The sequence below is a fragment of the Rhodococcus sp. AB351 genome (genome assembly GCF_049538275.1).
Lineage (GTDB): Bacteria > Actinomycetota > Actinomycetes > Mycobacteriales > Mycobacteriaceae > Rhodococcus.
Genome location: NZ_JBMVFW010000003.1, coordinates 228,542 through 241,999, shown reverse-complemented (window position 1 = coordinate 241,999; position 13,458 = coordinate 228,542). Strand labels below are relative to the sequence as shown.

Sequence of the window (13,458 nt, the reverse complement as noted above, 5' to 3'; positions counted from 1 at the left end):
CAGGCATTCACGGCACGCCGACGTTCGTCACTGCACAATTGCAGCGTCAAGGCACCATCCAGCCCAGTACGGAGGTGGACTGCAGCCACACGAGGACGGCAAGCACCGCGAGACCGGCGATGCTCAATGGCCAGATCCGGCGCATGAGCAATCCGTCCTTGCCGGACAGTCCCTTCACCGACGACACAAGCGCGAGGTTCTGCAGTGCGATCGGGGTGCCGGTGGTGCCGCCGGCCATGTTCCCCGCGACCAGCACGGTCGGGTCGAGTCCCGACTGCTGGGCCGCGGCGACCTGCAGGCTGCCGAACATCGCATTGGAGGCGGTGTTCGAGCCGGTGACCACGACGCCGAGCCAGCCGAGCACCGGCGACAACAGCGCGAACGCCACGCCCGCACCGGCGAGGAAACCACCGATCGTGGCGGTCTGCCCGGACAGGTTCATCACGTACGCGAGGGCGAGCACCGCCGTCACCGTCGCGAACGACCACCGCAACTGCACGACCGCCGCGACGAAGCACCGCACCGCGTCGGCCACCGCGACCTTCAGCACCGGCATGGACAGCAGCGCGGCGACGAAGACGAGGCTGCCCGGAGCCGTGAGCAGATCGATGGTGAAGGTCTCCGCGGTGGGAACGTCCCCGTCGGCCGTGGTCACGTCCACACCCGGCCACGGGAAGGACAGGCTCGCGTTCGACAGCAGCGACGCCACCGGACCGAACCGGCTGACGAGGAAGACGATGACGATCAGCGCGTAGGGAGCGAACGCCTCGACGACGCGTCGCCGCGAGTCGTGGATCCGCTCGGCCGCGGCCCGGCGGACCTCCCGATGCGTGGGGTGCACCTTCACCGCGACGAGCAGCACGAGCAGACCGGCCACGGCACCGGCGATATTGCTCAGCCCGACGGTGAGGTAGCTCGCGCACACGAACTGGGCGGCACCGAAGGCGAGTCCGACCACCAGCGCGACCGGCCACGTCTCACGCACACCGCGCCATCCGCCGACCACCGCGACCAGCACGAGCGGGACGAACACCGCGAGCAGGCAGACCTGGCGCGCGACGACCGGTCCGATCTCGTCGATCGGGATCTCCGACACGCGCGACATCGTCAGGATCGGTGTGCCCATGACGCCGAGCGGGGTGACGACCGAGTTGGCGAGCAGCGACGCCGCGGCTGCACGCACCGGCGGCAGACCGGCGCCGATGAGCACGACGGTCGACACGACGATGGGGGTGCCGAAGCCGGCGACCGCCTCGAGCAGCGCGCCGAACAGGAAGGCGATGACGATGGTGAGGATCCGCGGATCCGGGGATATTCGCCCGAAGGCGCGGGTGAGGACGTCGAAGTGCCCGGATTCGACGGTGAGCCGGTACACCCAGACGGCGTTGACCACCGTCCACATGATCGGGAAGAGACCGAAGACCGCACCTTCGACACCGGCGCTGAGCGCGGATCCGACCGGCATGCCGTAGACGGCGGTGCCCACGATGAGGGCCACCACCACCGCGATGCCCGCGGCCGAATGGGACCGCAGACGGAAGACGGCGAGCAGGACGAGCATGGTCAGCAGCGGGAGTACCGCCACCAGTGCCGACCACGCGAGCGACCCGCCGACCGGCGCGATCGGCTGAACGTATGCACCTGTCACTGCATCACGACCGGTGTGTCTCCACGGCGGTGCGGATGGTGGCGGCCGTGCCGTCGAGCACGGTCCGGTTCGGTGTCCGCCAGTCGGCGCGGATCCCGAAGCCGTCCCCGGCCCTGCGCGGCACGAGGTGCAGGTGGACGTGGAAGACCTCCTGGCCGGCAGCCACGCCGTCGGCGAGGAACATGTTCACGCCCTCGATGGGGAGGTCGGACGCGCGCATCGCTGTGGCGATCCGTTGCCCGGCGGCGAACACCTTCGCTCCGTCGTCGGGATCGAGCTGTGCCAGTCCGGAGGCGTGCCGCTTCGGGATCACGAGCAGATGCCCCGGGGTGAACGGGCGGATGTCCATGAATGCGAGCACGTCGGGTTCGTCGAGCACGACGCTGGCCGGCGACTGCCCGGCCACGATGGCGCAGAAGATGCAGTCCGTCACCGTGGCGTGGACTCCTCCGTACGTGCGGGTCCGCGGGCGGATTCGAGCAGGCGCAGCAGTTCGCCCTGAACCTCGGGACGGTCGCGTACCGGATCGTCGCTGTGCGCGAGGCACAGCATCGCTTCCTCGACGGCCGCGACGAGCAGGTGCGCGAGCACCGACGTCCGCGTGGGCGACGCCTCGTAGGTCTCGGGGTCGAGGGTGACGAGCATGCGCTCGATGGCCTTCAGCGAGGAGTGCCGGTGGGTCTCGCGGACCTCGGCCCAGCCGAGGACCGCGGGGGCTTCGATGAGCAGCAGTCGGCGGGTCGCGGGGTCGTAGACGGCGTCGAGTGAGGCGAGCACGGCCTGGGTGAAACCCTCCCAGGCGTCGTCGACCGGTTCGGCCGGCACGAGGGAGCTCTCCGCTTCCTTCTGGAGGCGTTCGATGACGCCGCGGAACAGATCGCGCTTGTCGGCGAAGTGGTGGTAGAGCGCACCGCGCGTCACCCCCGCGACCGAGACGATCTCCTCGGTGGCCGCCGCCGCGTATCCGTCGCGCAGGAACACCTCGCGCGCCGCATCGAGCAGCGCGGTGCGTGTTCGCGCTGCGTCACGCACCCGACCCGTATTTCCCGGTTTCACCGACACTTCGTTCTCCCCTGTTGATACCGCCACCCCCATCGGACACTCCCCCCGGTAGTCGGCTCCCGTGATTCCTGCTGAATCGGTTTCCTAGAGAATCGGCGCCGGCGTGTACTTCGCCGCTTCCGGATACTGCGTTACGAGATCCTGCACCGCCGCGACGACCGCTTCGACCTGCGCGACCGCGGCTCCGGCGAAGACCTCCCGGTCGGCCAGTGCCGTGTCGAGCGCGGCGCGGTCGAGCGGAAGCCGGTCGTCGGCGGCGAGACGGTCGAGCAGATCGGGTTCGCGGCCCTCCTCGCGCATCGCGAGTGCGACGGAGACCGCGTGCTCCTTGATGACCTCGTGGGCGGTCTCGCGACCCACCCCGGCCCGGACCGCGGCCATCAGGACCTTGGTGGTCGCGAGGAACGGCAGGTACCGCACGAGTTCCTTCTCGATCACCGCCGGGTAGGCGCCGAACTCGGCGAGGACCGTCAGGAAGGTCTCCATCTGGCCGTCGATCGCGAAGAAGGCGTCGGGCAGGGCCACACGGCGGACGACGGAGCAGAAGACGTCGCCCTCGTTCCACTGCGCACCGGCGAGTTCGGCGGCCATCGACGCGTAGCCGCGCAGGACGACCTGCAGGCCGTCGACGCGCTCGCACGAACGGGTGTTCATCTTGTGCGGCATGGCGGACGAGCCCACCTGGCCGGGCTGGAAGCCCTCGGTGACGAGTTCGTGGCCGGCCATGAGCCGGATGGTGTGGGCGAACGACGCGGGACCGGCGCCGACCTGCACGAGCGCGGAGAGCACGTCGTGGTCGAGCGAACGCGGGTAGACCTGGCCGACGCTCGTGAAGACGTTCGCGAAGCCGAGATGCTGCGCGACCTTCTGCTCGAGCTGCGCGAGCTTGGCGGAATCACCGCCGAGCAGGTCGAGCATGTCCTGTGCGGTGCCCATGGGGCCCTTGATCCCGCGCAGCGGGTACCGGGCGATCAGTTCCCGGACGCGCTGCAGCGCGATGAGCAGTTCGTCGGCGGCCGACGCGAAACGCTTGCCGAGGGTGGTGGCCTGCGCCGCGACGTTGTGCGAGCGGCCGGCCATGACGAGCGAGGCGTACTCGGTGGCGCGCTCGGCGAGGCGTGCGGCCACGGCGACACCGTGGGAGTGGACGTGTTCGAGCGACCGCAGGATCTGCAGCTGCTCGACGTTCTCGGTGAGGTCGCGGCTGGTCATGCCCTTGTGGACGTGCTCGTGACCGGCGAGGGCGTTGAACTCCTCGATGCGAGCCTTGACGTCGTGCCGGGTGACGCGTTCGCGCTGCGCGATGGACTCGAGGTCGACCTGCTCGACCACGCGTTCGTAGTCTGCGATCGCCTGGGCGGGAACGTCGATCCCGAGTTCGGCCTGCGCCCGCAGCACCGCGAGCCACAGCTGCCGCTCGAGCACGATCTTGTACTCGGGCGACCACAGGTCCCGGAGTTCGGGGCTGGCGTAGCGGGTGGCGAGGACGTTGGGGATGTGGCTCACAGAAGTGAGTTTACGGTCCGGGCCTGCTCCCGTATTCCCCGACCTCAATCCTCGACCGGGGGCGCGACGCTCTCCACGACGTCGAGCAGGATGCCGCGCGCGAGCGAGCGCGGGTCGGGATCGAGCTCGCCCAGTCCGCCGAGGACCGCGCCGTCCACGACCGCCACGAGCCGGCGCACCTCGCGGGGCCGCACCGATCGGCAGCAGCGTTCGAGCAGGTCGGTGAGCAGATGGTCGATCTGTTCGCGCATGCGTACCTGCACGTCGCGCAGTTCCGGATAGCGGGCCGTCGCGACGCACCGCTCGTACCGGGAGATCAGGCGCTCGCGGTCGATGCCGCCGTCGCAGTCCCGCGGTCCGATCAGCAGGTCGACGATGAGATCGGCCGTGCCCTCGAGACTGCGCGGGAGCGGCTCGATGTCGCGGACACGCTCCCGCATCGTGTCGAGTTCCCGCTCGCTGTTGTAGTCGACCGCGCACGCGACGAGGTCGTCGAGCGATTCGAAGTAGTAGGTGGTCGATGCGAGCGGCAGGCCCGCGCGGGTCGCGACGGCCCGGTGGCGGACGGCGTCGATGCCCCCTTCGAGGATGAGGTCGGCCGCTGCCTCGACCAGCGCCTGACGGCGCCGTTCGCCCTTCGGGGTCGCAGCAATCGACACCTTCTCATGGTGACAGTCCCGAGCGTCTCACCAGGGGAAAACGGAATTGGAGACCAACCGGTACCATTGCGCCCGCCCGCGCGTGTCGAGTCCTCGGCGGGCGCCGCCCCGCGAGTAGGTCATCGAACGATCGGAGCCGTACCGGATGAGACGTCGACGCTTTCTGCAGGCCTCGCTTCTCGGGGCCGCCCTGGCGGGTGCCGGCGCCGCGGCCCCGGGTCTGTCCGGTGTCGGCCTCCCGCGTGCGGATGCGCTGCCCGTCGGGGTCGACGAGTACCGCCGTCTCGTGCCCGAGCTGTTCGTTCCACCGCCCGCACCGCCGGAGCATTCCGAGGTCGTCGTGGTGGGCTCCGGTTTCGGGGCGAGCGTCGCCGCGCTGCGCCTGGCCGAGGCGGGGAACCGGGTCACGATGCTCGAGCGCGGCATGCGCTGGCCCCGCGACCCGCACCGCGAGATCTTCACGACCGACCTGCTCGCCGACGGTCGCGGTTACCACCACCGCACCCGGTTCACCGGCCCGACGGGCATCCCGGTGGTGTGCGACGACTTCGCCGGCGTCCTCGACGTGGTCGACTACCCGAACATGTCGGTGTGGCGCGGCGCCGCGGTGGGCGGCGGATCGATCGTGTTCACCGGCGTGATGATCGCTCCCGAACGGCACTTCTTCGAGCACGTCTTCGGCGGCCGTCTCTCCTACGACGAGATGGCGTCCACCTGGTACCCGAAGGTGCGCTCGATGCTGCGCCTCGATCCGATGCCCGACGACATCTACAACGCCGCCGAGTTCGCGCACTCGCGGCGGTGGGACGACGACGCACGCGCCGCCGGTTACAGCCCGCACCGCATCGACGGCATCTGGGACTGGGACGTCGTGCGCGCCGAACTCGCCGGCTCGGTCCGCCGCTCGGCCGTCGCGGGCGAGAGCAATCTCGGCAACTCGAACGGTGCGAAGTTCGATCTCACGCAGAACTACATCCCGGCGGCCGAGGCCACCGGGCGCACCCTGGTGTGCCACGGTCACCGGGTGCTCGCGGTCGGTCAGGACGGCGACGGCCGCTACTGGCTCGACGTACAGGCCGTCGATCCGACAGGTGCGGTGCTGCGCACCACCACGATCACGTGCGACCGTCTCGTCCTCGGTGCCGGATCGATCGGCACCACCGAACTGCTCGTCAAGGCGCGGCACACCGGTTCGCTGCCGAACCTCGACGAGCGTGTGGGGCGGGGCTGGGGCACCAACGGCGACGCGGTGCTCGTCCGTTCGTTCGCGCTCACCGAGGGTTTCGGCGGCGACCAGGGCGCGCCGTCGGCGTCGCGCATCGTCGACGAGTCCGGTCTGCCGCTGAGCCTCGAGAACTGGTTCGTCGCGGGCACCGCGAAGGACGTCGGAATGCTCGCCTCCCTCGGCATGACCCTCGACCCCACCCGCGCCGACTTCGCGTACGACCCGGGTGCCGATCGCGCGGTCCTGAACTGGCCGGCCGGTGGCGAACGCGAGAGCGTCGATGCCCTGCGGGTCGTGCACAACGCGATGGCGCAGGCCGGGGGCACGATTCCGGGCGCATCGCCGATGGCCGAGGACGTCAACGCGACCTTCACGGCGCATCCGCTCGGTGGTGCGGTGCTCGGCGACGCGACCGACGGCTACGGCCGCGTGCACGGTCATCCCGGCCTCTACGTCGTCGACGGCGCGCTGATCCCGGGCAGCACCGGCACCGCCAACCCGTCGCTGACCATCGCGGCGCTCGCCGAACGGAACATCGCGCGGATCATCGCCGACGGGCGGTGACCGCCCCGCGGCAGTCCCGTGATCAGGAGACGGGCAGCCAGCCCGCGAGCCGGTCGAGCGCCGCGGTGACGTCGGCGGTCGATCCCGCGAACGACAGTCGCACGGTCTCGTCGCCGCGCACGGTGTCGAAGTCGACGCCCGGTGCGAGCGCGAGACCGGTGTCGTGGAGCAGCCGCGCGCACCACGCTGTCGAGTTCTCGCCGTCGAGCAGATGGCCGATGTCGGCGTAGACGTAGAAGGCGCCGTCGGCCGGTGCGAGTTTCGTGATGCCGAGATCCGGCAGCCCTTCGAGCAGCAGCTCCCGGTTCACGGCGTAGCGGGAGACGTGCCCGTCGAGTTCGGTGCGGGCCTCGGTCCCGAACGCCTCGATCGCCGCGAACTGGGAGATCGACGGCGGGCACACCGTCATGTTCGACGCGAGTCGCTGCAGGGCCGGACGCATCGTCTCGGGCGCGAGCATCCAGCCGAGCCGCCAGCCGGTCATCGAGAAGTACTTCGACACCGAGCCGATCACCACCGAGTCGCGGGAGGTCGCCCACGCCGTGGAGGTCGCCGGTGATCCGGTGCCCTCACCGGTCTCGGACCGGGCGGTGCCGAACTCGATGCCGTGGTAGATCTCGTCGGAGATGAGCAAACTGCCGTGCTCGTCGCACCAGCGTGCGAGCGCCGCGAGCTCGGACGGTTCGATCATCGTGCCGGTCGGGTTGGCGGGGCTGGCGACGACGATTCCCGCGGGCGGAGCGTCGAGTTCCTCGAGCATCGCGACGGTCGGCTGGTAACGGGTCTGCGGGCCGCAGTCGAGTTCGACGACGCGGCAGCCGAGCGCGGCGAGGGTGTTGCGGTAGGCCGGATAACCGGGGCGGGCGACGACCACGGTGTCGCCGACGTCGAAGGCCGCGAGGAACACCAGCGTGAAGGCTCCGGAGGAGCCGGTGGTGACGACGACGTCGTCCGCGTCGACGTCGATGCCGTACTTGTGGCGGTGGTACGCCGCGATCTCCTCGCGCAGCGGCAGGATGCCGAAGGTCTCCGTGTAACCCAGCAGTTCGGCGTCGATCGCGAGGTTGGCGGCGCGGAGCACGGGAGCGGGTGCGGGGGTCGACGGTTGTCCGGCGGCGAGACTCAGGACGTCGCCGTGGCTGCGCTGCCGCTCGGCAGCCGCCTTCCACACATCCATGACATGGAACGTCTCGATACCGGAGCGTTGGGATTCGGGGCGCACGTCGACGACGGTAGTACGCGCGCGTCGTTCGTCAGAGCCGGACGCGCTGAAGTCGGGTGAGGGCGCCCCACGCGATCGGATAGTCCTGACGGTCGACGACCTTCGCGGGCACGACCTCCGCGTCGGCGGCCGTCTCGTCGGGTTCCGGCTCCGGTTGCGGCACGACCGGCAACAGCAGATGCGAGTCGAACTGTCCGCCGGCGTGCACGATGTGGAAGCCCTTGTTGATGGTGCGGTCGTGCCCGACGCGCGGGTTCTCGTCGAGGTCGTGGCCGGCGATGACGAGCACGAGACTCGATCCGGCCTCGAAGAAGGTGCTGTGCGGCATGATCTCGATGTCGACCGGCACGATCTGCTCGGGCAGCAACGGCCAGTACTTCTTCTGGTCGTGGACGGGCCGGTAGGCGGTGGAGGCCTCCGGGTCCAGCGCTCGGCGCGAGACCCGCATCCACCCATGGGCGACGAATCCCTTCTCGTATCCACCGTGGCCTTCGAACCACACGTCGCGGCCGTGCTCGTCGCGCTTGGCGAGTCCGACGAACAGGTCCATGTCGTTGGCGTCCTTCGCCTGCACCCACAGACGCAGCGCCGCGTGCCCGGTGATCTCGGTGTCCTCGTCGAAGGCGTGGGTGAAGACGAGTTCGTCGCCCGCGACGGGGAAGGTGCGGCGGAACTGGCGGCTCTCGCACGGGGTGGTGCTCAGGTCGGCGTTCGCGTGGTCGAGGTGGAGTGCGACGTAGCGGGTGTCGGGCACCGGCCACTCGGATTCGAGGCGTTCGGAATAGGTGCGCAGGTCGTGGCGGGTCTCGAGGCGGATGCGCGGGGTGTCCTCGAAGCCGTTGTCCTCGTCCTTGAGGAAGCGGTCGAAGAATCGTCGCTGGTAGTCGAGGGCCTCGTTGCCGTAGAAGGTCTGCCACATCTTCCGGCCGTGGGTGTAGAGCCACTTGTGCTCCGACCCGATGCGGCGGTAGCCCTCGACCGAACCGCGGGCGCGCGGGCCCTGATCGGACCACGAGACGCCGACGAGGGCGGGCACGGTGACGTCCTCGAGCCGGGGCGGCGGGGCGACATGACGGAAGAAGTCGGGGAACCGGCGCAGCAACCACGGGGTGAACCGCCGGAGGGAGGCGGCGCCGCAGCGGGCGCCGGTGTTCATCGCGCTGTACCAGAACTCGCTGTAGCGGGTCTCGGGGATGCCGCCCTGGGTGAGGATGTCGCGGCAGGGGTCGCTTACACCCTCCCAGGGTGCGATGGCCGCAAGGTAGGGCGGGTTGAGCGCGGCGGTGTACCACTGCAGCGTGGCGAGATAGTCGGCGCCGGCGAGACCGACGCGGCCGTTGCTCCACTCCTGGCCACCGGCCCATTCCACGACGGACGCGCAGTCGAGCGCGGCCCGGCCGAGCAGCAGGCGGGGGCGGCCGCCGCTCGCGTGATGGCCGCGCATGTCCGCGACGACGAGGACGTAGCCGCGAGGAACCCAGTAGGCGGGGTCGGGTGCTTCGAAGGAGGTGCAGTCGCTGATCTCGAGATCGCCGACGTGGTTGCCGGATTCGGCGAGGTCGTCGAAGTCGACGGGATAGCGGTCGACGCCGGCGTCCTTGCCGTAGGGGGTGACGGCGACCAGCACGGGGCAGCGGTCGTGCTCACCGGAGTCGGCAGGGCGGTAGACGTCGGCTCTCAGTACGGTGCCGTCGCCCGTGCGGATGGGCACGTCGCGCTCGACGAGGACGTCGTCCGGCAGCCCGTGGACGACGACGTGGTGGTGCCGTAGCGGTGTCGGGTCCGGCGTCGGCGTTCGTCTTCGAGAAACCATGCAGTCACCCCTGGCGGCATCAAAGATGCACCGAGTGTGCAACATACACCCGGTAGGTGCAAGGTGAAGGACGCGGGTGAAAGGCTAGACCGAGATCCGGCCCTCGACGGCTGCCAGACCGATGTCGCGGCGGAAGTGACCGCCCGGCAGCTTGACGTCGGCGAGCCGATCATAAGCGGCCTCGCGCGCGGACGCGAGGTCGGCACCCACACCGATCACGTTGAGCACGCGCCCACCTGCGGAGACCAGTGCACCGTCGTCGCGACGCTTCGTGCCGGCGTGCAGCACGGTGTCGCCCTCGGCGCCGGTGATCACGTCGCCGGTGCGCGGGGTGGACGGGTAGTACTCGGCGGCGAGCACCACGGTCACCGCGGCGCCGTCCTTCCAGCGCAGCGGCGGGAGCTCGGCGAGCGTGCCGGTGGCGACCGCGTTCAGGGCCTCGCCCAGCGGCGACTCGAGCAGGGCGAGCACGGCCTGGGTCTCCGGGTCGCCGAAACGGCAGTTGAATTCGACCACGGCCGGGCCCTCGGCGCCCATCGCCAGACCCGCATAGAGCAGTCCGGAGAAACCGCATCCGCGTCGCACCATCTCGGCCGCGACGGGCTCGACGACCTCGGAGACGATCCGCTCGACGCTGCCCTCGGGCAGCCACGGCAGCGGCGTGTAAGCGCCCATGCCACCGGTGTTGGGGCCGGTGTCGCCCTCGCCGACACGCTTGTGGTCCTGTGCCGGGAGCAGCGGCACGACCGTCTCACCGTCGACGAGGCAGAACAGGGAGACCTCGGGGCCGTCGAGGAAGGACTCCAGCAGGACGGGGTGCCCGTTCTCGAGGATCTCGGCGGCGTGGTCGCGGGCGGCGGCGCGGTCGGGAGTGACGACGACGCCCTTACCGGCGGCGAGACCGTCGTCCTTGACCACCCAGGTCGGTCCGAACCGGTCGAGCGCCTCGTCGAGGGTCGCGGGGCTGTCGACGACCTCGCTGTGGGCGGTGCGCACACCGGCGGCGGCCATGACGTCCTTCGCGAACGCCTTCGAGCCCTCGATGCGTGCAGCGGCGGCCGACGGTCCGAAGCAGGGGATGCCCGCGGCGCGGACGGCGTCGGCGACGCCGAGGACCAGCGGGACCTCGGGACCGATGACGACGAGGTCGGCCTTCTGCTCGGTGGCGAGGGCGACGACGCTGTCGGCGGAGGCCGCGTCGACCGGGAACAGCTCGGCGACGTTCGCGATACCGGGGTTGCCCGGCGCGGCCAGCACGGCGGTCACGCCCGGGTCGCGGGACAGAGCGAGAGCAAGAGCATGTTCACGGGCACCGGAGCCGATAACGAGTACGCGCACGCAGGACAGACTACGGGACCGGTCTCCACACGAGATCGGCGCGGGAGCGCGTGCGCTGGACGGCTTCCGCATTGGGCAGATCGACGGTCCGCACCCATTCGCGTGCTCCGTCGTCGCCCCGCCCGTGGTGCCGGTGCCGGCGCACGAGACGTCGGGTGAGCGTGCGGCGGGGTGTGTCGATGTAGATGACGAGGTCGAGCAACGGGCGGATGTGTTCCCATCCCCCGGTCTCGAACATCAGGTAGTTGCCCTCGGTGACGATCACCCGCGCGTCGGCCGGCACGGCGTGCACCGCCGCGATCGGTTCGTCGAGCGGCCGCGAGAAATCCGGGGCGTAGATCGTCTCGTCGCGGCACTGCCGCACCCGGCTGAGCATGTCGCGGAAGCCGGCGACGTCGAAGGTGTCGGGTGCTCCCTTCCGGTCCCGCGCGCCGAAGGTGTCGAGCTGCCGGTTGGACAGGTGATAGCCGTCCATGGGCACCTGCCCGGTGGAGACCCCCGCGCACCGGAGGGCGTAGACGAGCAGCGCCGCGGCGCGGCTCTTCCCGGCACCCGGCGGCCCACACAGACCGACCACCGTGCGCCGATCCGCGGGAAGCCCGACGAGGACGTGCGTGACGAGTTCATCCACGAGCACGCGCAGCGGCGCCTCCCGCACGCTCCCGTCACCTCCCATGAGCCCGACGATACGACCGCTCGCGACGTCGGAGTCGCCGTGAGCTCTCGACACGCCCACCCGGCCGGTCTATCGTTATTTCGTAAGTTCGAAATTCCGAACTAACGACCCCGACACGGACGGATATCGCCATGCCGAACAGGATCGGAACCACCCTCGCCGCGACGAGCGTCGTGATCGCACTCGCCGGATGCGGACAGACCGACCCCTCGGAGCCCGACGTCGCCGCATCTTCCGGTGCCGGAGCCTCCGCGCCGACCGGTGAATGCGTGCCCACCCCCGCCGCCGACGTGACCACCGCCGAAGGCTGGATCGGCTACCTCGCCGAGAACTCCGACACGGTCGCCATCGCGGTCGACGACGGCAACGGCGGGACCTTCGAACAACGACCCGAGGAGCGGCAACCGCTCGCGTCGGCAGTGAAGGTCGTGCATCTCGCCGCCTATGCCCGCGCCGTCGCAGCCGGCGAACTCTCCCCCGACGAACGCGTACCGCTCGCCGACTGGGAACGCTGGCATCTCCCCGGCACCGACGGCGGCGCACACCCCCGGGCTCTCGAACGCCTCGGCGTGAACGACCCGGAGGACACCGTCACCCTCGACGAGATGGTGTCGGCGATGATCCAGGAGAGCGACAACGCCGTCCCCGACTACCTGCGCGACCGGCTCGGCGACGACGCCCTGCGCGAGGCCGCTGCCCAGGGCGGCTGGGACGACTTCACGCCACCGACGATGCTCGGCAACACGCTCGCACTGCTCGACCCGACACTCGACGACTCGTCGGCGGTCCGGGACGCCGCGCGCCGCTATGCCTCCGACCCGGCCTACCGCACCGAAGTGGCGCAGAACCCGGTGCCGGAGGATCTGTTCGCCCGGGTCGACCGCGTCCAGCGCTTCGACAACACCGGATCGGCCGCCGAACTCACCGCCCTGCATCGCGCGATCGCCGACGGCTCGTTCGGTGCCGGCGGCGACCTCGCGCGCACCCACCTCGAATGGCAACCGTCCCCGCTTCCGGGATTCGAGGGAATCGGTTTCAAGGGCGGCAGCCTGCCCGGCGTCCTCACCGACGCGATCACCTTCCGCCGCGACGACGGCACGATCGCGACCACGGTGATGCTCGCGTCCGGCATGTCGGACAGCGACTACGCGGGAGCCCTCGAATCGTTCGCCCACCAGGAGATGCTCGCCGCGGCAGCGAACGATCCCGATTTCCTCGAGCGGATACGCTGCGCGATGTGAGCGACGGCGACGTGAACGACGAGTACGAGGCCCGGCTCGCGGATCTCGAACGCCGTGTGCGGATCCTCGAGGGCGACGCGACCCGCCCGGGCGCCGGGGACGGTCCCGGTGGTGCCGGTCCCGTGGCGGCGGGCACCGGGTTCGTGACCTACGGGGGCGCGGTCTCCCTGCACGGGAACGTCCGCTGGAACATCGAGTACGACGCGGGTGCATCCCTCGCGCTCGATCCGGTTCCCGTCGCCGCCGTCCTCGACGCGCTGGGCAACCCCGCGCGACTGGCGATCGTGCGGACCCTGCTGCGCGGTCCCGCCACCGCCACCGAACTCCAGGAGGCCACCGACCTCACGTCGACCGGCCGGCTCTACCACCATCTCCGGGCACTGTCGGCTGCGCGCGTGGTCGAGCAGGAGAGCCGCAACCGCTACCGGATCGCACCGGAGAAGGTCGTGCCGCTGCTCGTCCTCACCGTCGCCGCGGCCGATGTCGGGGAACAGCTCCGGTGAA

At 70.3% G+C, this 13,458-nt stretch carries 12 protein-coding genes; 3 read left to right on the top strand and 9 right to left on the bottom strand.

What is annotated here, in order from left to right:
* Positions 1 to 46 precede the first annotated feature (46 nt).
* The 5 genes from ACPCXD_RS09750 to ACPCXD_RS09730 form a co-directional block, all read right to left on the bottom strand.
* Positions 47 to 1,648, bottom strand: a complete 1,602-nt coding sequence (locus tag ACPCXD_RS09750) for an L-lactate permease (RefSeq protein WP_423659361.1) — start codon at positions 1,646 to 1,648, stop codon at positions 47 to 49.
* Between the two features lie 4 nt (positions 1,649 to 1,652).
* Positions 1,653 to 2,081, bottom strand: a complete 429-nt coding sequence (locus tag ACPCXD_RS09745; RefSeq protein ID WP_016693979.1) for an HIT family protein — start codon at positions 2,079 to 2,081, stop codon at positions 1,653 to 1,655.
* Positions 2,078 to 2,680, bottom strand: a complete 603-nt coding sequence (locus ACPCXD_RS09740; RefSeq protein WP_145692999.1) for a TetR/AcrR family transcriptional regulator — start codon at positions 2,678 to 2,680, stop codon at positions 2,078 to 2,080. The genes ACPCXD_RS09745 and ACPCXD_RS09740 overlap by 4 nt, the downstream gene beginning before the upstream one ends.
* A 114-nt stretch (positions 2,681 to 2,794) precedes the next feature.
* The gene (gene purB / locus ACPCXD_RS09735; protein WP_160873724.1) at positions 2,795 to 4,216 is read right to left on the bottom strand and encodes an adenylosuccinate lyase; all 1,422 of its coding nucleotides are present in this window, start codon (positions 4,214 to 4,216) and stop codon (positions 2,795 to 2,797) included.
* Between the two features lie 44 nt (positions 4,217 to 4,260).
* Positions 4,261 to 4,875, bottom strand: coding sequence for a TetR/AcrR family transcriptional regulator (locus tag ACPCXD_RS09730; protein WP_160873723.1), 615 nt, complete (start codon positions 4,873 to 4,875; stop codon positions 4,261 to 4,263).
* 145 nt (positions 4,876 to 5,020) lie between these two features.
* Here ACPCXD_RS09730 and ACPCXD_RS09725 point away from each other — a divergent pair, with 145 nt between their 5' ends.
* Positions 5,021 to 6,664 carry a GMC oxidoreductase gene (locus ACPCXD_RS09725; RefSeq protein WP_160873722.1) on the top strand — a complete coding sequence of 548 codons (1,644 nt, stop codon included), beginning with the start codon at positions 5,021 to 5,023 and terminating at the stop codon, positions 6,662 to 6,664.
* 22 nt (positions 6,665 to 6,686) lie between these two features.
* On the opposite strand, the gene ACPCXD_RS09720 is transcribed toward ACPCXD_RS09725, so the two are convergent.
* The 4 genes from ACPCXD_RS09720 to ACPCXD_RS09705 all read right to left on the bottom strand — a co-directional run bounded on the left by ACPCXD_RS09720 (position 6,687) and on the right by ACPCXD_RS09705 (position 11,713).
* A complete protein-coding gene (locus ACPCXD_RS09720; RefSeq protein ID WP_026061522.1) occupies positions 6,687 to 7,886 on the bottom strand; it encodes a pyridoxal phosphate-dependent aminotransferase in 1,200 nt (399 codons plus the stop codon).
* A 31-nt stretch (positions 7,887 to 7,917) separates the two neighbouring features.
* Entirely contained in the window at positions 7,918 to 9,699 is a 1,782-nt protein-coding gene (locus ACPCXD_RS09715) for a CocE/NonD family hydrolase (RefSeq protein ID WP_237451062.1), read from the bottom strand.
* A gap of 84 nt (positions 9,700 to 9,783) precedes the next feature.
* Complete coding sequence (gene purD, locus ACPCXD_RS09710) at positions 9,784 to 11,037, bottom strand: phosphoribosylamine--glycine ligase (protein ID WP_160873721.1); 1,254 nt, start codon at positions 11,035 to 11,037, stop codon at positions 9,784 to 9,786.
* A 10-nt stretch (positions 11,038 to 11,047) separates the two neighbouring features.
* Positions 11,048 to 11,713 (bottom strand): nucleoside/nucleotide kinase family protein, encoded by a 666-nt coding sequence (locus ACPCXD_RS09705; RefSeq protein WP_423659358.1) that lies wholly within the window; start codon positions 11,711 to 11,713, stop codon positions 11,048 to 11,050.
* Between the two features lie 131 nt (positions 11,714 to 11,844).
* Between ACPCXD_RS09705 and ACPCXD_RS09700 the strand changes: the two genes are divergently transcribed.
* Entirely contained in the window at positions 11,845 to 12,954 is a 1,110-nt protein-coding gene (locus tag ACPCXD_RS09700) for a serine hydrolase (protein WP_064852814.1), read from the top strand.
* Complete coding sequence (locus tag ACPCXD_RS09695) at positions 12,951 to 13,457, top strand: ArsR/SmtB family transcription factor (protein ID WP_231913212.1); 507 nt, start codon at positions 12,951 to 12,953, stop codon at positions 13,455 to 13,457. Before ACPCXD_RS09700 ends, ACPCXD_RS09695 begins: the two co-directional genes overlap by 4 nt.
* Position 13,458: the final 1 nt, after the last annotated feature.

What these genes read in the sequence shown, in the direction of transcription:
- ACPCXD_RS09725 (WP_160873722.1), top strand. Translation starts at nt 5,021, where the DNA reads ATGAGACGTCGACGCTTTCTGCAGGCCTCGCTTCTCGGGGCCGCCCTG.
- ACPCXD_RS09715 (WP_237451062.1), bottom strand. Translation starts at nt 9,699, where the DNA reads ATGGTTTCTCGAAGACGAACGCCGACGCCGGACCCGACACCGCTACGG.
- ACPCXD_RS09705 (WP_423659358.1), bottom strand. Translation starts at nt 11,713, where the DNA reads ATGGGAGGTGACGGGAGCGTGCGGGAGGCGCCGCTGCGCGTGCTCGTG.
- ACPCXD_RS09700 (WP_064852814.1), top strand. Translation starts at nt 11,845, where the DNA reads ATGCCGAACAGGATCGGAACCACCCTCGCCGCGACGAGCGTCGTGATC.